Source organism: Paraburkholderia sp. EB58 (genome assembly GCF_050436665.1).
Lineage (GTDB): Bacteria > Pseudomonadota > Gammaproteobacteria > Burkholderiales > Burkholderiaceae > Paraburkholderia.
In genome coordinates this window covers 69,504-87,664 of the sequence record NZ_JBNDMQ010000004.1, presented here as the reverse complement: position 1 = coordinate 87,664, position 18,161 = coordinate 69,504, and the positions used below count along the sequence as shown (strand labels likewise).

15 protein-coding genes are annotated in these 18,161 nt (G+C 63.0%); 10 read left to right on the top strand and 5 right to left on the bottom strand.

Features of this window, described 5'->3' with window-relative positions:
* Positions 1–161 precede the first annotated feature (161 nt).
* On the top strand, positions 162–1,490 hold the full coding sequence (gene oxlT, locus P3T40_RS07585) for an oxalate/formate MFS antiporter (RefSeq protein WP_429267072.1): 1,329 nt from the start codon (positions 162–164) through the stop codon (positions 1,488–1,490).
* A 29-nt stretch (positions 1,491–1,519) separates the two neighbouring features.
* Complete coding sequence (locus tag P3T40_RS07580) at positions 1,520–2,971, top strand: aldehyde dehydrogenase family protein (protein WP_429267071.1); 1,452 nt, start codon at positions 1,520–1,522, stop codon at positions 2,969–2,971.
* Between the two features lie 99 nt (positions 2,972–3,070).
* On the opposite strand, the gene P3T40_RS07575 is transcribed toward P3T40_RS07580, so the two are convergent.
* On the bottom strand, positions 3,071–4,048 hold the full coding sequence (locus P3T40_RS07575) for a 2-dehydropantoate 2-reductase (protein WP_429267070.1): 978 nt from the start codon (positions 4,046–4,048) through the stop codon (positions 3,071–3,073).
* A 494-nt stretch (positions 4,049–4,542) separates the two neighbouring features.
* Between P3T40_RS07575 and P3T40_RS07570 the strand changes: the two genes are divergently transcribed.
* Together P3T40_RS07570 and P3T40_RS07565 are read left to right on the top strand one after the other, a co-directional pair.
* Positions 4,543–5,970: a M23 family metallopeptidase gene (locus tag P3T40_RS07570; protein ID WP_429267069.1), complete on the top strand. Its 1,428-nt coding sequence runs from the start codon at positions 4,543–4,545 to the stop codon at positions 5,968–5,970.
* A 372-nt stretch (positions 5,971–6,342) separates the two neighbouring features.
* Entirely contained in the window at positions 6,343–7,752 is a 1,410-nt protein-coding gene (locus tag P3T40_RS07565; protein WP_429267068.1) for a DUF2252 domain-containing protein, read from the top strand.
* Between the two features lie 122 nt (positions 7,753–7,874).
* Here P3T40_RS07565 and P3T40_RS07560 read toward each other — a convergent pair whose 3' ends face one another.
* From P3T40_RS07560 to P3T40_RS07545, 4 genes are read right to left on the bottom strand one after another with little or no spacing between them, the layout of a single operon-like run.
* Positions 7,875–8,645 (bottom strand): energy transducer TonB, encoded by a 771-nt coding sequence (locus P3T40_RS07560; RefSeq protein WP_429267067.1) that lies wholly within the window; start codon positions 8,643–8,645, stop codon positions 7,875–7,877.
* Positions 8,623–9,021: an ExbD/TolR family protein gene (locus tag P3T40_RS07555; protein WP_429267066.1), complete on the bottom strand. Its 399-nt coding sequence runs from the start codon at positions 9,019–9,021 to the stop codon at positions 8,623–8,625. Before P3T40_RS07555 ends, P3T40_RS07560 begins: the two co-directional genes overlap by 23 nt.
* Positions 9,018–9,701 carry a MotA/TolQ/ExbB proton channel family protein gene (locus P3T40_RS07550; RefSeq protein WP_429267065.1) on the bottom strand — a complete coding sequence of 228 codons (684 nt, stop codon included), beginning with the start codon at positions 9,699–9,701 and terminating at the stop codon, positions 9,018–9,020. Before P3T40_RS07550 ends, P3T40_RS07555 begins: the two co-directional genes overlap by 4 nt.
* A gap of 39 nt (positions 9,702–9,740) precedes the next feature.
* Entirely contained in the window at positions 9,741–12,092 is a 2,352-nt protein-coding gene (locus P3T40_RS07545) for a TonB-dependent receptor (protein ID WP_429267064.1), read from the bottom strand.
* Positions 12,093–12,450: 358 nt separating this feature from the next.
* On the opposite strand from P3T40_RS07545, the gene P3T40_RS07540 reads away from it, so the two are divergent.
* The 6 genes from P3T40_RS07540 (at position 12,451) to P3T40_RS07515 (ending at position 18,103) form a co-directional block, all read left to right on the top strand.
* Positions 12,451–14,421: an APC family permease gene (locus P3T40_RS07540; protein ID WP_429267063.1), complete on the top strand. Its 1,971-nt coding sequence runs from the start codon at positions 12,451–12,453 to the stop codon at positions 14,419–14,421.
* A gap of 241 nt (positions 14,422–14,662) precedes the next feature.
* On the top strand, positions 14,663–15,421 hold the full coding sequence (locus tag P3T40_RS07535) for an SDR family oxidoreductase (RefSeq protein WP_429267062.1): 759 nt from the start codon (positions 14,663–14,665) through the stop codon (positions 15,419–15,421).
* Between the two features lie 172 nt (positions 15,422–15,593).
* Complete coding sequence (locus P3T40_RS07530; RefSeq protein WP_429267061.1) at positions 15,594–15,830, top strand: oxidoreductase-like domain-containing protein; 237 nt, start codon at positions 15,594–15,596, stop codon at positions 15,828–15,830.
* A 96-nt stretch (positions 15,831–15,926) separates the two neighbouring features.
* A complete protein-coding gene (locus tag P3T40_RS07525) occupies positions 15,927–16,784 on the top strand; it encodes an NAD-dependent protein deacetylase (RefSeq protein WP_429267060.1) in 858 nt (285 codons plus the stop codon).
* A 96-nt stretch (positions 16,785–16,880) separates the two neighbouring features.
* Positions 16,881–17,486: a pyridoxamine 5'-phosphate oxidase family protein gene (locus P3T40_RS07520; protein ID WP_429267059.1), complete on the top strand. Its 606-nt coding sequence runs from the start codon at positions 16,881–16,883 to the stop codon at positions 17,484–17,486.
* 2 nt (positions 17,487–17,488) lie between these two features.
* A complete protein-coding gene (locus P3T40_RS07515; protein WP_429267058.1) occupies positions 17,489–18,103 on the top strand; it encodes a DUF938 domain-containing protein in 615 nt (204 codons plus the stop codon).
* Positions 18,104–18,161 lie beyond the last annotated feature (58 nt).

Sequence of the window (18,161 nt, the reverse complement as noted above, 5' to 3'; positions counted from 1 at the left end):
TAATTCAGATTTCCGTGCCGCCTGATTTAAATGGTCGTAATGCGCGGTGCAAAGATTAAATATGCCCGATGGCAGGCTTTTCGGGTCGCAACCATAAGGTGGGCTGCATACAGCACGGCGAAATGGCCGGCTGCTCTAAATAGATAGCGGAGACAAGGCACATGGACGATATCACTCAGCGCGCGCCGACCCACGCCGCCGGCGCGAACCGGTGGTGCCAGCTCGTCATCGGCATGCTGTGCATGGCGCTGGTGGCGAATCTGCAATACGCGTGGACGCTCTTCGTGACACCGATGAGCACGCGCCATCACTGGAGCGACGCATCCATTCAGCTGGCGTTTTCGATCTTCATTCTGACCGAGACGTGGCTCGTGCCGATCGAGGGCTGGCTGGTCGACAAATTCGGCCCGCGTCCGGTGGTGGCGGGAGGTGCGGTGTGCGCCGGGCTCGCATGGGTGATCGATTCGTATGCGACGACATTGCCGCATCTCTATGTGGCGGCTGTCATTGGCGGTATCGGTGCAGGCTGTGTGTACGGCACGTGCGTCGGAAATGCACTGAAATGGTTTCCCGACCGGCGCGGCCTTGCAGCAGGGCTGACCGCTGCCGGCTTCGGCGCCGGTGCCGCGGTGACTGTGATTCCGATTGCCACCATGATCGTGCGCTCGGGCTACGAGCACGCGTTTTTCTTTTTCGGCATCCTCCAGGGCGTGTGCATGCTTGGCCTCGCGATGCTGTTGAAAAAGCCGGATGCGCGTCACGTAAAGGCGCCGAACAAGAAGTTTATCGTCTCCAAGGTCGACTACACCCCGGGCCAAATGATCAAGACGCCGCTGTTCTGGGTGATCTATGTCTCGTTCGTTGCCGTCGCGGCGGGCGGCCTGATGGCCACGGCTCAGCTTGGTCCGATCGCGAAGGACTGGGGGCTCGCCCGGATTCCCATGAGCTTCTTCGGCATGACCTTGCCGCTGCTGACGGCAACGCTGTCGATCGACAATATCTGCAACGGCTTCACGCGCCCACTATGCGGTTTCATCTCCGACAAGATCGGCCGCGAGAACACCATGTTCATGATCTTTATCGGCGAAGGCCTCGCGTTGCTCGGCATGATGCAATACGGCAGTAACCCCTATGCCTTCATGACCTTCGCAGCCCTGATCTTTTTGTTTTGGGGCGAAATCTTCTCGATCTTTCCCGCGATCTGTGCGGATACCTTCGGCAGCAAGTACGCGGCGGCTAACGCGGGGACGCTGTACACAGCGAAAGGGACGGCTTCGCTGCTTGTGCCGCTTGCCTCAGTGCTGTCCGCGACCGGCGGCTGGAGTCTGGTTTTTATCGTATCCGCAGTGGTCGCGATTACGGCAGCCGTCGCGGCGAAGTTCATTCTTGCCCCGATGCGTGCGCGCTGGATCGGCTTGCGCAATGAGCCTGCCGCCGCTGCCAATGGTCAGGCGCATCTGCGTCACTGGCCGGAGCAGACCGGTGAATAACGCTGTACCTCAAAGCAAGGAGCACCATGATGGACACCGAACTCGACCTCAGGCGACATGACCTCCTGATCGACGGTAAGCGCGTACCGCCTGGCAGCGGCGAATATTCGATCGACATCAACCCCGCCACGGAAGAGCCGATCGCGCTCGTCGCGCAAGGCAGCGCCGCCGATGTCGACACAGCGGTGCGTGCCGCCCGCGCCGCGCTGAAGGTCTGGAACGCGCTGCGTGCGGCCGAACGAGGCCGTATCCTGGTCCGCTTTGCGGAATTGTTGCGCACGCACCAGGATGAACTGGCGACGCTTGAAAGTCTCGACGCCGGCAAGCCAATTGCCGCCGTGCAACGGCAGGATTTGCCCGCCGCAATCGATACGCTTGCCTACTACGCCGGCTGGTGCGACAAGATCACCGGGCAGGTGGTGCCCGTGCGCCCGGATGCGCTGACGTACACGATACGCGAACCTGTCGGCGTGGTGGCGGCGATTGTGCCGTGGAATTTTCCGTTGATGATCGGCATGTGGAAAATCGCGCCTGCGCTAGCGTGCGGCTGCACGATGATCGTCAAGCCCGCTGAGATTACGCCGCTCACGGCATTGCGCGTGGGCGAACTCGCGCTGGAGGCGGGTGTGCCGCCTGGCGTGCTGAACATCGTGACCGGCAAGGGACGCGTGGTCGGCGATGCACTGGTCGCGCATCCGGGTGGCGACAAGGTGACGTTCACGGGGTCGCCTTCGGTTGGGCGCGGCATCCTGCAAGGTGCCGCCGTCAACTTCAAGCGCGTGACGCTGGAGCTCGGCGGAAAATCGGCCAACGTGATCTTCCCCGATGCGAATGTGGACAACGCCGTGCGTGCAGCGGCGTCAGGTATCTTCTTTAACACCGGCCAGGTGTGCTCGGCAGGCTCGCGCATCCTGGCGCATCGCGACGTCTATGACGAAGTCGTCGAGCGGCTTGCGGCGCGTGCGAAGTCGATCAAGGTCGGCGATCCTGCGGCGCGCGAAACCTCGATGGGACCGGTCGTCTCGGCCGCGCAGATGAAGACCGTGCTCGATTACGTCGACATAGGCCGTGAGGAAGGTGCAACGCTCGTGACGGGTGGCGCTCGTCTGGGCAAACGCGGCTTTTTCGTTGAACCTACCGTGTTTGCCAACGTGGAACACGAGATGCGGATTTCGCAGGAGGAGATCTTCGGGCCGGTGGCGAGCGTGATCCGCTTTGATGACGAGGACGATGCGATACGGATTGCTAATGGTACGTTATACAGCCTGGCTGCAGGCGTGTGGAGCGCCGATATTGGCCGTGTCCATCGGGTGGCGCATGCGCTCAAGGCGGGTACGGTGTGGATCAATACGTATGGCTACACTGATGTGCGGCTGCCGTGGGGCGGGGCGGGCGATTCAGGGTTCGGCCGTGAACACGGCGATGTGGCAATCGAAAACTTCACGGAACCCAAGGCGGTGTGGCTGTCGATCGATCAATGAGGTTTGGATGCGCGGCAATGGAATCGAGCCTTTTGGGCTCGATTCCGTTTTCAATTGACAGGTCAGCGGAGAAAGCGAGCTGTTACGGGATGCGAAGAATCATCCGCCCTGTAGCGCGATGCGCTCGCGGAGCTTGATCAGCGCCAGCACGACGTCGATGGTCGGCGTGGGCTCACCGACGAGGCGGCCCATTTCCTGCACGACGGTGAGCAACGGATCGATTTCCATCGGCCGCCGGTTTTCCAGATCGACCAGCGTCGAAGTCTTGTGTGCGCCCACCGCACCGGCGCCGTCGATCCGCTTCTCGACGTCGACGCGAAAATGTACGCCGAAGTGATCCGCTATCTGCTTCGCCTCGAGCATCATGGTGCGTGACACGGCGCGTGTGCCGGGGTCACTGGTGAGGACGTCGAGCGTTGCGTGAGTCAGTGCGCTGATCGGGTTGAAGCACAGATTGCCCCACAGCTTGAGCCAGATTTCATCGCGGATGTTTTCGCGGATCGGTGCGTCAAAACCGGCAGCCTGCATGATCTCGTGAAGCAGCTGGATGCGCGGCGTGCGCTCGCCGCTGGGCTCGCCAATAGGGAATTTCTTGCCATACACATGCTTGATGAGACCCGGTTCGACGATTTCCGCTGCGGGATACAGCACGCAGCCTATCGCGCGCTCAGGGCCGAGACGACTCCATTGCGTGCCGTCCGGATCGATGCTGGACAGGCGAGTGCCCGCGAACTTGCCGCCGTGCTGATAGAAATACCAGTAAGGGATGCCGTTGACGCCGGTGACGATTGCCGTGTGTTTGCCGAGCAAGGGCTGCATGGACTCCACGACGCCAGGCAGTGAGTGTGCCTTGAGCGTCACGATCACATAGTCTTGCACGCCGAGTTCGCGGGGATCGGACGTACACCGCACTGGTGCGCTGAGTTCCTCGCCATCCATCAGCAAACGCGCGCCGTGCTCGCGCATCGCGGCCAGATGGGGGCCGCGTGCGATGAAGCTCACGTCGGCGCCCGCGCGCGCGAGTTGCACTCCCATGAGACCGCCGATTGCTCCTGCGCCGAAGATACAGATTTTCATGATTTATCGCCTCAGTCACAATGAAAAACCGCTTGCCCGTCAGCGCGCGAGGCGCGTCCGCGTGCCGTGCGCGCTGCGCCGACGATAACGCCAGTGCTGCAGGACGCGGCCGGAAAGGGCCACGGTCCGAGCATAAGAGGCGGCTACGATTGGGGATAGTTAAAGTTTCTGCGGCGATGCATTAACGATGGGTTATAGGTCGAGAAGCGCACGGGGTGGGCCGCAGCGTGTGTTGAGAAGCTGTCGTAGAGCCCCTCAACACGGTCTGTACGACGATCGGCGAAATTCAGACTCAAGTCGTGTAAGACAGGACTTGTCCTATTTTTCCGATTCATAGCTGTCAGTAGACTGGTGATTCCTGTTGCCGGGCCGTGCAGTCCGATGTCGTAACCTTCCTACAGTCGCTTACCCATCTGTTCTGCACCGCTGCCAAGTGTTATTGCACTGGCGCTCATGCCCGCAGCCTTCTGTTTCGACTGCGAGATTTCTCCGTAATGTGGCCGTATCTACGTAACATCATCGCGCGCGAGCAGGTCACTTCCACTGATACGAGCCGCGAGGCTCATTTCAAACGCAAATCCCCGCGAGGTGTTGCCGCCAATGCGGCGTTGCTGAGCGGCGCGATCGCCGCGCTGGGCGCGCCGGTCGCACCGGGCGTGGCAGCGAAGACGTTCAGCCGGGCCGCATCGGCCGGCACGCGCGGACTCGCGGTGGAATCGGCCATGCTGGGCGCGCAACCCCAGGTGCCCAGCGCTGCAAGCCCAACAGGCGCTGGCGATCTACCTCTGGTATCCGTCATGCGCTCCGTGTCCGATGCGCATATGCCGCCTATGCACCGCGATCTGCATGCGCATCCCCCGCTCGTGCTATTGCTGAATGAATCGGTGCCCGCGACAATGTGCCGGTTCAGCCCTTCCATTTGCGCGCCGCTCGCTCCGGTGGCGCACCCAGATGTATGGTACGGGCGGGTTGCCGTCAGCAGTGGCAGCGTCGCTGCCAACAGCGGCCTGCCTCGCCAGGGCGTCGCACGCGGCACTCCTTCCACACTTTCGAGCGCCGCGCCGTTGAGCATGCCGGTGCCCGACACCGGCACCTATGCCGGACAGATGAAAGGTGGTTTGCATGGCGCATGGACGGCCATCGGGTTGCCCGCGGATCTCGCAGCGCAACTCAGCCGGATCCTCGCAGGGCGACTGGATGCCACGCGGCCAGCCCAAGCCGACGATTACTATCGCGTCGTCTACGAACCCGTCGCAGGCAACCGGGCGAGCCCGTCGCGCAGACGCGTGACAGCAGTCGAGATCCGGTTCGCGGGCCGGATGTACCAGGCCGTGTGGTTCGTCGCACCAGGGCGAACCGCTGGAGACTATTACTCGTTCAACGGCGAACGTCTCACCGCTGAACCGTTCGCCATGCCGTTGAACTACGTCCGCGTGAGTTCGCCGTTCGGGTACCGGATTCATCCGGTCACTGGACAGCGTCTGCTGCATACGGGCGTGGACCTCACGGCGGCGCAGGGTACGTCCGTCGTTGCTGCAGCGGGAGGCACGGTGCAGTTCGTCGGCTTCGACCGCGGCTACGGCAAGCATGTCATCGTGCGCCACGCGCGGGGCTACACCACTTACTATGCGCATCTGTCGGCGTTCGCGAGCGGCTTGCGGATAGGCGCACAAATCAGACAGGGCCAATCTCTGGGCGCGGTCGGACAGACGGGCGTCGCAACTGGACCGCACCTGCATTTCGAAGTACGCCTGAACAATCAGCCCACTAACCCGCTCAGATTGACGAGCCGCTTCGCGCTACCGCTGGCGGGCGCTCAACGTGCGGCGTTCGATCAGGTGGCCGGCGTTGCACGTGATCAGCTCGTGGGGTTGTCTGCCGATATGCGTACCGCGTCGAACGCACCACTCGCCGCACACTGAGTTTGCACGGACTCAGCAAGTCGAACGGCACCTCGGCAACCTCGCGCGGATGACACGTTCCGGTGACACTGGCGTGACAGCGGCGGCGTCGCCGGTCTGTTATTTATGCGCGGTGAAGTCGCGGTGCGAGAAGATAAGGGGGCGGGCGCGCACAGGCGGCGCCCGCCCCTTTCTGCATCTGGGGTCGCGGCACTTGCGCCCGCGTTCACCACAGGATTTAATACGGCAACGCGATGGCGCTTACCCACGCGGTTGTAAGGTGGTCTTCGAAGAATAACGAACAGTGCAATCCGTTGCGCGCGCATGTGGGGCGCATCGGCACGGTAGCGGCGTGAGGCCGGCTACAGCGAGTCACCATAAACGGAGAAGAGCATGAAAGCCAGCACCATCGCGGAGCGGGAAGCCATCGGCCGGGCGGCTCGCGAGCATTCGAAGCGTTCGAGTCATCGCGCGCTGGGCGATATCCACCGCAACCCGATCGATCTTCTCAAGCAAAGCAGCGAAGGGCGGGTTCAGATGCTGGTACCGTTGCGCTACGGTCGCATGGCCGTGTCGCCATTCACTTTCTTTCGCGGCAGCGCGATCATCCAGGCCCACGACCTCAGCCGGGTCTCCGATACAGGCCTCGTGATGCCGATCTGCGGCGACGGCCATCTGATGAACTTCGGCGGTTTCGCGACGCCCGAACGGCAACTCATATTCGACATGAACGACTTCGACGAAGTGGCGCTTGGCCCATTCGAATGGGATCTCAAGCGGCTGACGGCGAGTCTCGTGGTGGCCGCGCGGCATATGCGCCTGAGCCGCGGCTTCGCCGCCGATCTGGTGATGACGGCAGTGAGCGAATACCGTGATCGCATGACGCAGTATGCGCAGTGCGGGTCGCTGGAGCTGTGGTACGAACGTATCACGTTCGAACGAATGGCCGAAACGGCGTTGACGCCCGAGCGTCGCCGCACGGTCAGGCGGGGCATGGAAAAGGCCGCTGGGCGCACCCAGGAGAGCATGCTCGACAAGATGTGCGAACACGACGGCGAGAAGCTCACCATCCGTGATGCGCCGCCCGGACTCTTTCACGTGCATGGCGCCAATACGCTGTTCGAAGCCGAAGACGACTGGTTCACGATCGGCGACTGGCGCAAACTGATCTGCCCGATGTACGGCGAATACCTGAAAACGCTGACCCATGACAGGCGCGAGCTGCTCACTCATTTTTCGATGCAGGACCTGGTGTTCAAGGTGGTCGGCGTCGGCAGCGTCGGCACGCGCTGTCTGGTGCTGCTCAACACGGATCACATGGGTAAGCCGCTTTTCCTGCAGATCAAGGAAGCGCGTCAGTCGGTGATCTCGCAGTACTTCAAGGGCCAGACGTTGCATCACGATGGCGAACGCGTCGTGCGCGGGCAGCGCGTGCTGCAGGCGGCGAGCGATATTTTCCTCGGCTGGGCGACCGGTCCATCCGGCCGGCATTTTTATTTCCGGCAACTGCGCGACATGAAACTCTCGGCGAACATCGAACTGTTCGATAACGACTTGCTGCTAGGTTACGCGAAGCTGTGCGGCTGGGTCATGGCGCGAGCCCATGCGAAGGCGAGCGGCAAGGCGATCGAGATCAGTTCGTATATCGGCCGTGGCGATCAGTTCGGCGAGGCGCTGACCGAGTATGCGTCCGCGTATTCGGACCAGGTCGAGAAGGACTACGACGTGTTCATGAAAGCCTGCCGTGGTGGCGAACTTGAGGCGCGTAGCGATGAGGATATGGCAGCGGATTTTCGTCTGTAATCCTCAGCGGAGCAGTCTGAGCCGTCACGCATCGATGCAGGGCGGTGCGTCAGACGTTTCGCACGCACACGGCTTCAGGCGTTTCGCTTGCCCGGCAGCGCCGCGTGACACGCGCTGCCCGCTCAGCTCACCGAGAAGTGCACTCGCACGTCCTGATCGCTTTCGACCGGACGCCCGTTTTCCATAGCCGGAAAGAAGCGCCAGCGGTGCAAGGTTTCCAGCAGGATCTGGTTGAGCCGCGGATTTTGCGTCGGCTTGACCAGTTCGACTTCGAATGTCCCGTCTGCGTGTACCTTGAAGTGGGCGACGGCCGTGACCTGATAACCCTGCTCGCGTAGATCGTCGGGCAAAACCGGCATAGGTTGCGAGAGCAGGCGCGCCTGGGTGCTGCCGGATGGCGCGGGTGGCGCTGAGGAGACCGTGCCGTTCGACGACGTTGTTGTCGTACTTGATGCAGCCTGCGCGACCGCTGGTGCTGGTGCTTGCCCTAGCGCCGAAGGCGCCACAGGTTGATCGTGCGTTGCCGGTTCAATTGGCGAGCGCGCCGGACTATTGCGCGGAGTGACCACGTGCGTGAGCAGCTGCTGCCGAGCCTGCGCCTCGCGCGGCGCACGCTTTGCAGGAGCCTGCGGCGGCGGTGCCGCTTGTGCCTGCGTGGCTGGCGCAGCGGGAGCCACTGGCGTTGGCGGCGCCAGTTCGACCAGCCGCATCTCCATCGTCGTCGGCGGCGCGTGTGGCTCGGGCTCACGACTGGAGAGCCACGCCGCCGAACGCCCCAGCAGCACCAGGCACAGTACCGCAGCCAGCACAACCGCCATCGAAAACCGTACGCGCTCCCGGTCAGCGAGCGCCAGCAGCCGTTGCAAGCCGCTACTCACGATGCACGGCGACAAGAAAGTGTTCGGCTCCAGCCTGGCGCGCGGCCAGCATGGCCTGCACGACGACGCCATGCGACGCATGATCGTCGGCGGCCACCACCACGTTGGCATCGGGGCGCAGCAGGCGCGCGATCATCGGCGTCACCTGATCGAGCCGCACGGCCTGCTGATTGATAAACACCTGATTGGCCTGATTCACCGAGAGTGTCAGCGGTTTGTCCCGCGACAGTTGCTGCGCGTGTCCTTGCGGCAGGTTGATCCGTACCGCATCGAGACGCTGCATGGCCAGAGAAGTAAGCATGAAAGTCGCCAGCAGAAAGAACATCACGTCGATCATGGGGATGATCTCGATGCGGCCGCGCTTCGAGCGGCGTGAGCGCCGCAGTTTCATGATGACAGTCCGGCGTTTTCGCTCGCGAGGCGCAGGTCGCTGAGGGCTTCGTTGGCGAACGATTCGAGTTCGTCCATCAGCCGGTCGATGCGGCGCGAGAAGAAGTTGAACGCAAACAGCGCAAGGAGGGCGATGACCAGACCGATCGCGGTGGCGATCAGCGCCTGCGCGACGCCGCCCGTGACACCCGACGGATTGACCAGACCATCGCCGCCGATCAGCTTGAACGAATGCATCATGCCGACGATCGTGCCCAGCAGGCCCAGCAGCGGCGCCGCCGTAACGATGGTCTCGAGCAGCCACAGGCCGCGGCCCATGTCACGCTCGATTTGCGCGGCGGCGGCTTCGACCCGCGTTTCGATGCGCCACAGCGGCACACGCGTGTCGCCGAGCAAGCGTCCAATCCGGGTAAGGGCGTGCTGTTGCGGCAAGGTGCCGGTCAGGCGAGAGCCAGGTCGCGCCGGGCAGTCTGCGGTCGGCCCCGACGCGAGCTCGTTGCCCGCGCCGTGTTCTGCGTTCGCCAGTGCCGAGTCCGCCCACACCGGCATCCGCGCGAACCTCCAGAACGCATAAGCCCGATCGAGCGTGATGGCGAGCGCGACGATTGCCAGCACGGTCAGCGGATAGATCACCCAGCCGCCGAGGCGTGCTGCATCGGCGAGATTGGTCCAGTCGTTCATGCTTAAACTCCTTCTGTTGCCCTGCTGTCGCCGGCGTGATCAGAACCGCTTCGTGATGCCGGCGTAAATGGCGCGTTGCGGACCGAATTGCGGCGCCTCGACGCCGATGCCCGAACCGTCGCGCAGTTCATACGCGCTGTTGATCGCATTGATCAGCACGACCCGCGCTTCGAATTTGCCGACGATCGGTTCGTCGAAATGCTGGATCACGGCCAGATTGAGCTGTCCGTACCACGGCAGCTTGTCGGTGTTCGCAAAGCCGCTGCGCAAGCCGCTGCCGACGATCGCATCGGCCGTGAAGGTGGTTCTGCCCAGGTCATAGGCGCCGCCGAGCGAAACAGTCACGCGCTGGTCGTGGTCGAGGAACACCCAGTTGTTGGCGATGTAGGCAAGCTCTGCCGCGGTGAGGTTGAACTGCGCCGAATCCACGTCCTTGCCCTGGGCCTTGCTCCACGCGAGATTCAGATACGCGGAAACGTTGTCCTGCTTGTAGTTGGCGGTGAATTCGAGCCCGTAGACGCGGCCGTACTGGTAGTTGAATGGCGTTTCGATCAGCGCGGTGCCGAACTGGCCTTCATCGAGCAGATTCCTCGCAATCTTGTAGTACGCGTCGAGCCCGACGGTGAGCGCAGGCGTGATGCGCTGCGTCACGCCGATGTCGAAATAGTCGCTGCGTTCAGGTTGCACCGGGCTGTCCTGAGTGACCTCGCTCTGGTTGGTGGTGCCGTTAAAGCGCGTGACGGTCGATGGCGCAACCAGCTCGAAGTCAGGCGGCGTGAAATAGCGCGAGTAACCGGCGTGCAGCGTGGTGGCGTTGGTCGGCGTGAATACCAGACCGATGCGCGGGCTCAACTGGCTCGCGTGCACGAACTCGGCCATGCCGTCGTAACGCAGACCGTAGTTCAGCGACAGCTTGCTATTGAGCTTCCACTCATCCTGCAGGTACGCGCTATACAGATAGCCGGTGTTCGCGCCCGAATCGTTGATGGTGAACGGGACATCCGAAAGCTGGTTGCCGTTGGCGTCGGCCGGGAATACGGAGACGCTGTCGTTGAAGACGGCGTGTTCCTGCTCGACCCACACGCCGCCGCGCAGCGTATGCGCGTCGTTGAGCCGGTAAGTCGTATCGGCCTGCACGCCTTCTGCCTGGTTGCTGCGGAAGTCTGTCGACGCCACTCCGTTGAACATCAGATCGCCGATCGGGTCGGGATTGAACTGGGTGCGCGTATAGCGCGTGAACAGCGACACCTGATAATCGAGCGCGCCGCCATTGGTGCCCTGCAACGCCAGCACGGCGAAGTTGTTCAGCTCCGATTGCGTTTCGTTGAGGTTGGCGGAATTGAAGGTCGTCTGGCCGGCGAGCGCGAAATTGGTCGGCAGGCCCGGCGTATTTGGCAGTTCGAACTGATTGGCGGCCGTGCCCGCCATCAATGTCACACGTGTGAGGGGGTTGATGATGTACGACAGGTAGCCGAAGCCATTGCCTTGGCGTGTATGGTCGTGCAGCGGACTGCCGTCCGAGGTTGGCGCCTCGATGCCGAGGTTGTTCACCCCGAGCGTGCCGGTGAAGAAATAGCTTAGCGGTCCTTGCGAGCCATAGACGTCGGCATTGCTCTGCAGCGTCTGGTGGCTGCCGCCGTACACGTCGATCGCGCCGCCGTTGCCGAGGTCGCCTGATTTCGTCGTGATATCGACAATCCCGGCTGTTTTATAGCCGTATTGCGCGGGCAACGCACCAGTGATCAGGTTCACCTGGTCGACGATGTGCGTATCGAGCGACTGCCCAAAGCCGCTGATCGGCTCGGGAATGATGATGCCGTTGATGCGGTATTGCAGGTCGGCGTGGTCGCCGCGCACGTGGAGCTGGCCATACGAATCGTTGGCCACGCCCGGCGCCTGCAGCAGCACCTGGTTGATCGGCGTGTTGTCGCCTTGCGGCAGGGCCTGGATGTCCGCTTGCGTGAAACGGTAGACGCTTGCGCCGGCGTCAGGCTGCAGGCCGTTACGGGCCACGTTGAGACGTTGCGCCTCTACGTTGACATCGATCGCGCTGCCTTTTTCGAGCGCCACCTTCAACGGATGCGGCGCGCCGCCGTCGACGGTAGCGATGCTGGTATTGGCGCCAAACCCCTTCGCGCCGACCGTGACCGCATAGGTGCCGGGCTGGACATCCGGCAGCACGAAGCTGCCGTCGTGGCCCGTATGGGTTTGCGCGAGCGTATGGCCGTCGGCGTCCTGGAGGGAGACAGCGGCGTTTTCGACCGCATGCCCCTGGGTATCGGTGACGGTGCCTTTCACAGGAGCGCCTGCGGAGGCGGCGAGGACATGCAAGGAAACCGTCTGCGCAAACAGCAGCAATGCGGCACGCGAAATGAGTGTGTGATGTTTCATCTTTTTGTTGTGCGGGTGGGAAATCCTCTTGTCGCACCAGGCTATTTCGCGCCGCATTACGGCGGAGTCTGATTGCGAATTGTAATATGTTATAACATAACAAAACATTTACGCAATCACGCGTTTGATTGGGCGTGAGGATCAGCGCGCACGTCACAGCGAGTGCTGTGCGATTCGACAGTGAATCGAAATCGAGTTGAAAGACTGTGGCGCCCCCGTGCCATGTCACACGGCGCGTGGACCGATTCGCGGAGGCCGACCGGTCGCGTCACGGGTAACGCCGACTGGCAGACGCCATGGAACTGCCCTACATTTCCAATGCGTAGTCCGTTGACGACATCCCTCGCGAGGAGACGCCATGACAGCGGTCAACAGGATGTGGCAACTGCTCTTCGGCAAACCCCTCGACCCGCTCGATCCCCGCACCCGCCACGCAATCGCGGTCACGCCGATACTCGCGTGGGTGGGACTCGGCGCCGACGGTTTGTCTTCCTCGTGCTACGGGCCGGAAGAAGCGTTCCTCGCGCTTGGCCAGCACACCCAGCTCGCGCTGTTCCTCGCGCTGGCCACCGCGGCAACCGTGTTCATCATCGCGCTCGGCTATAACCAGGTGATCGAACTGTTCCCGACCGGTGGCGGCGGCTACCGGGTTGCGACTGCGTTGCTGGGGCCGCGTCCGGGGCTGGTGTCCGGTGCGGCGCTGCTGGTCGACTACGTACTGACGGTGGCGACCTCGCTTGCCAGCGGTGTCGATGCTTTCTTTAGTCTGTTGCCGGTCGGCGCGCAGGAATTCAAGCTCACCACCGAGTTGATCCTGATCGTGCTGATGACAGGCCTCAACTTCCGCGGCATGCGCGAATCCATCATGGTTCTTCTGCCCATTTTCATGGGCTTTGTCGTGCTGCATCTGGGGCTGATCGTCTACGGCGTGGCCGTGCACGGCAGTAATCTGGCTGCTGTAGTGCCTGGCGCCGTGGGTGAAGCGCGCGGCATGTCGCATTCGTTAGGACCTCTGGTGGTCGCGGCGCTGCTGATGCGAGCGTTTTCGCTGGGCGGCGGCACCTACACCGGCCTCGAAGCGGTCTCGAACAATGTCAATATGCTGGCCGAACCGCGCGTGCCGGCCGGCAAGGTAACGATGTTCTATATGGCCTCATCGCTCGCGTTCACCGCGGGCGGCATCATCCTGCTTTACATGTTGTGGCACGCCCAGCCGGTGGAGGGACAAACGCTCAACGCGGTGGTGTTCGGCAGCGTGATCGATCATTTGGGTCTCGGTTCCGCCGCCGCGCGCCATGCGTTGCTGGCCGCTGTGCTCGCTTTCGAAGCGGGCTTGTTGCTGGTCGGCGCGCAAACCGGCTTTCTCGACGGCCCGGCGGTCCTCTCGAACATGGCGGCCGACTCATGGGTGCCGCGACATTTCCGTGACCTGTCGACGCGCCTCGTGCGGCAGAACGGCATCGTCGTGATGGGCGTCGCAAGTCTCGCGATCCTGATGTGGACGCGCGGCAACGTGGACATCCTCGTCGTGCTTTACAGCATCAACGTGTTTCTGACCTTCAGCCTGTCGTTGCTGGGCTTGTGCATCTACTGGTGGAAGCATCGTCACGAGGGCGGCTGGGTGCGGCACTTCGCGCTGTCGGCGCTCGGGTTGGCGGTCACGAGCACGGTGCTGGTGATCACGCTGGTCGAGAAATTCACGGAAGGCGGCTGGCTGACCGTGCTGGTGACGAGCGCTGTGGTGGCGCTGTGCTTTCTTATCAAGCGCCACTACAGCGATACGCGTGCGCAACTGGCCAAGGAGGATTCGCTCTTTGCTGGCGATCCGCCTGCGCTGTCCGGCGAAGCGGCCTTGCTCAAGCCCGATCCGGCGCAGCCTACGGCGATCCTGCTGGTGGGCAAACACCGTGGCGCGAGCATGCATGCGCTGCTGTGGGTCAACCGGCTGTTTCCCGGCCACTTCAAGAGCATTATCTTTCTCGCCGTAGGCGAAGTGGACGCGAAGAGCTACGAGGGCGAAGAACACCTGCAGCGCTTGCAGCAAACCATCAGCGCGTCGCTCGCCTACTACGTGGGGTTTTGCCGTCAGCATGGCATCGCCGCCGATTACCGGATGGCGTTCGGCACGCATCCGGTGATCGAGTTCATGAAGCTCGCCGACGCGACCATGGACGAGTTTCCGAACAGCGTGTGCTTTGCCAGCAAACTGATCTTCAAGCGCGTCAACTTCCTGACCGCATGGCTGCATAACCAGACGCCCGTCGAAATCCAGACGCGTCTGCATCAGCAGGGCAGGCAGATGGTGCTGTTGCCGATGAACGTCGGCTGAGCAGATTGCGAAGGTTGGGCAAGCAGCCTGCGAACTTCGCTGCCGTCGGCGCGCAGACGTGGTACGTTGGACGCGATTTCTCTGGTGGATGGCGTTCGCATGCGTGGCCATCCACCCTGAATCTTCCCCCTGAACCCTTCGCGCGCGGCATACATGACACGGCCGTGCGCGAACGCCGCCCACCCGGTTGCATCAGCACGCATGACGGGTCGTGTACGGCGCATTTGCAAGGAGACTCGTTGTGACCGCAACAAACAAGGTGGCGCTGGTAACCGGCGCGGGCAGCGGCATCGGCCGCGCGACGGCGCTCAGGCTGCTCGAGCACGGCTATAGCGTGGTGCTGACCGGACGCCGCCAGGCGCCGCTCGATGAAGTAGCCGACGAGGCGCGGCAACGCGGCACGGACGCGCTCGCGGTTGCGTGTGATGTGAGCGACGCAGCAGGCGTCGCCGCGCTGTTCGACGCGATCCGGCAGCGCTATGGACGCCTCGATGTGCTGTTCAACAACGCCGGGCGCGGTGCACCGCCGGTCGATATCGACGAGCTCAGCGTCGAAGATTGGCGCGCCGTCGTCGACACCAATCTGACCGGTGTGTTTCTCTGCACTCGTGCGGCCTTCGGCCTGATGAAAACGCAGACGCCGCGCGGCGGCCGCATCATCAACAATGGCTCGATCTCGGCACACGCGCCGCGTCCGAACAGCATTGCCTACACGTCGACCAAGCACGCCATCACCGGACTGACCAAATCCGTCTCGCTCGACGGCCGCAAGTACGACATCTGCTGCGGGCAGATCGACATCGGCAATGCGGCGACCGAGATGGCCGCGCGGATGGCGCGTGGCGTGCCGCAGGCCAACGGGGAGATCGCGATCGAGCCGCTGATGGATGTGGAACTGGTCGCCGATGCGGTATTGCATATGGCGGAGCTGCCTTTGTCCGCGAATGTGCAGTTCATGACCATCATGGCGAGCAAGATGCCGTTCGTTGGACGCGGCTAAGCGGCGCTAAGGGCGGCGGTGAGCGACGAGGTAAGCCGCGCCGGGGGCGCCACGTCCCCGGCGGCTCACTTGCCGCGAACGGCGTTCTCGCCGCCCGCACCGCACGCCGCTCGCCCCACGTCCCGCGCCAGATCAACTTATACTGACCGATCCAGATCACCCGGATAGAGCCGTGCCTCAAGCTTCGCCGAAGGACAAACTGCGCAAGAAGCCGCAGAACAACCCGCTCGACGATCCACCCCCGGTGCCGCCTGTGCGGCCCGGCCTCGACGATTGCTGTCATAGCGGATGCAGCCCCTGTGTCTTCGATCTGTACGATGACGCGCTCGAGCGCTATTACGTGGCGCTCGCCGAGTGGCAGGCGCGCCAGACGAAGGTTGCCGCGGGCGCACGTGGCCGCCGGCGATAGATTGGCGTGGCCTGTCTGTCTGCCGGAACTTCATCATCGCCTTGCCGTCGGATTGCCGCATATTCTCCGCCTTCCCCTGATAGATAGTCCGCGCAAATGACCGACCTCCAGCCCGCCCCAATCGAAACGCCCGCACTCAACGAACTGCATGATTTCGTGCAGCGGCACCCGCGTCTGTTCGTACTGACCGGCGCGGGCATCAGCACCGACTCAGGCATTCCCGGCTACCGCGACGAAAACGGCGAGTGGAAGCGTTCGCCGCCGATCACCTTGCAGGAGTTTCTCGGCTCGCTGGCGTCGCGGCAGCGTTATTGGGCGCGCAGCATGATTGGCTGGCCGGTGGTGGCGGAGGCTCAGCCGAACGCCGCCCATCGTGCGCTGGCCAGACTCGAAGCCGCTCAGCATGTGCCGACTCTCGTCACACAAAACGTCGACGGCCTGCATCAACGCGCGGGCAGCAGCGACGTGATCGAACTGCACGGCAGCATCGGTGCCGTGACCTGTCTGGATTGCGGCACGCGGCATGCTCGCGCAACGATCCAGCAAATGCTCGAAGCCGACAACCCCGCGCTGCTCGATGTAATCGCCGGGCCCGCCGCCGATGGCGACGCGCACCTCGAATGGCACGATTTGGGCGGCTTTCGCATTCCGGCGTGTCCGAATTGCGGTGGACTGCTGAAACCGTCGGTGGTGTTCTTTGGCGAGAATGTGCCACGGGTGACGGTCGATGAAGCCACCCGCGCGCTCGAGGCGGCGGATGCGATGCTCGTGGTGGGTTCGTCGCTGATGGTTTATTCGGGCTATCGCTTCTGCGTCTGGGCGCAAAAGATGGGCAAGCCGATCGCCGCGATCAATCTGGGGCGCACGCGCGCCGACCCGTTATTGGCGCTGAAGGTCGCCGCGCCGTGCGCGGAGACGCTGACGGCGCTGGCTGCACGTCTTGCGGTGGATTGAGAGCCCTCGCCACGCTGAGCCCAGATCGCCGATAATGGAAAGCCGCTTGCCGCGCCGACGGGTATCCCAGCGTCGCGCCAAACCCCAGGAAGCTCCATGCTGACGACCATCGAAGAACTTGAGACGATCTACGGCGAGCCGAACGAACGCGCGCTGCGCAAAGAGATTCCGTACGTCAACGAGGACTACCGCGCGTTTATCGAGCTCGCGCCGTTCCTCGTGCTGGCCACTGCGGGGCCGGAAGGCCTCGACTGTTCGCCGCGCGGCGATGCGCCCGGTTTTGTACGTATCATCGACGAAAAGACTCTGGCGATTCCCGACCGGGTGGGCAACAATCGCATCGACAGCCTGCGTAACATCATTGTCGAACCGCGCCTCGCGCTGCTATTCGTCGTGCCGGGTGTCGGCGAGACGCTGCGGGTCAACGGCCGCGGCCGCATCTCCAATGAGGCGGCGCTGCTCGCGAGCTTCGCCGTCGACGGCAAGTTGCCGCGCACGGTACTGCTGGTCGACGTCGACGCCGTATATTTCCATTGCTCGAAGGCGCTGGCCCGCTCCAGACTGTGGGATCCGGCGCGCCACGTCGAACGCTCGCGCCTGCCGAGCACAGGGTCGATCCTCAAGCGTCTGAGTGGGGACACCTTCGATGCCGTCAAGTACGACCTCGAACTAGTCGAAAGACTGCGCACGGGCCTTTATTGAACATGACTCCATCCGATCCCTCGATGCGCCAGCATGCCCCCGCCGCCGAACGCAATCGCGAGCCGATTCTCGCGGTTCTGAAGCGCGTATTGCCCGCAACCGGCGTAGTGCTTGAAATCGCCAGCGGCACCGGCCAGCACGTGACACATTTTGCGGCGGCGCTGCCTGAATTGGTCTGGCAGCCGAGCGATCCAGACGCCGACGCGCGTGCCTCGATTGCCGCGTGGACGGACCATGCCGGGCTCGCCAATGTGCGCGCGCCGCTTGAACTGAACGTCGAGCGCACACCGTGGGGCATCGACTCGGCACAGGCGGTGATCTGCATCAACATGATTCACATCTCGCCGTGGACCGCCACGGAGGCATTATTCGATGGCGCGAGCCGCCTGCTCGGCAGCGGCGGTGTACTGTATCTGTACGGCCCGTACCGGCGTCACGGCGCGCACACGTCGCCCAGTAACGAAGCTTTCGATCAGCAGTTGCGCAGCCGCAATCCCGCGTGGGGCGTGCGCAATATGGAGGCCGTGGCGGCGCTCGGCGAGGCGCAAGGGTTTGTGTGCGGCGAGCCGGTCGAGATGCCGGCGAACAATTTCAGTCTGGTGCTCACGAAACGCTAGCGCGCGAATCGGGTCCGAAGAGAAATTCGGGCGCGCAGGGTCCACTTACGAGCGGCAA

Coding starts and splice junctions, on each gene's coding strand:
- P3T40_RS07540 (WP_429267063.1), top strand. CDS start 12,451: ATGACAGCGGTCAACAGGATGTGGCAACTGCTCTTCGGCAAACCCCTC.
- P3T40_RS07555 (WP_429267066.1), bottom strand. CDS start 9,021: ATGAAACTGCGGCGCTCACGCCGCTCGAAGCGCGGCCGCATCGAGATC.
- P3T40_RS07525 (WP_429267060.1), top strand. CDS start 15,927: ATGACCGACCTCCAGCCCGCCCCAATCGAAACGCCCGCACTCAACGAA.
- P3T40_RS07570 (WP_429267069.1), top strand. CDS start 4,543: ATGTGGCCGTATCTACGTAACATCATCGCGCGCGAGCAGGTCACTTCC.
- P3T40_RS07545 (WP_429267064.1), bottom strand. CDS start 12,092: ATGAAACATCACACACTCATTTCGCGTGCCGCATTGCTGCTGTTTGCG.
- P3T40_RS07520 (WP_429267059.1), top strand. CDS start 16,881: ATGCTGACGACCATCGAAGAACTTGAGACGATCTACGGCGAGCCGAAC.
- P3T40_RS07575 (WP_429267070.1), bottom strand. CDS start 4,048: ATGAAAATCTGTATCTTCGGCGCAGGAGCAATCGGCGGTCTCATGGGA.
- P3T40_RS07515 (WP_429267058.1), top strand. CDS start 17,489: ATGACTCCATCCGATCCCTCGATGCGCCAGCATGCCCCCGCCGCCGAA.
- P3T40_RS07580 (WP_429267071.1), top strand. CDS start 1,520: ATGGACACCGAACTCGACCTCAGGCGACATGACCTCCTGATCGACGGT.
- P3T40_RS07550 (WP_429267065.1), bottom strand. CDS start 9,701: ATGAACGACTGGACCAATCTCGCCGATGCAGCACGCCTCGGCGGCTGG.
- P3T40_RS07565 (WP_429267068.1), top strand. CDS start 6,343: ATGAAAGCCAGCACCATCGCGGAGCGGGAAGCCATCGGCCGGGCGGCT.
- oxlT (WP_429267072.1), top strand. CDS start 162: ATGGACGATATCACTCAGCGCGCGCCGACCCACGCCGCCGGCGCGAAC.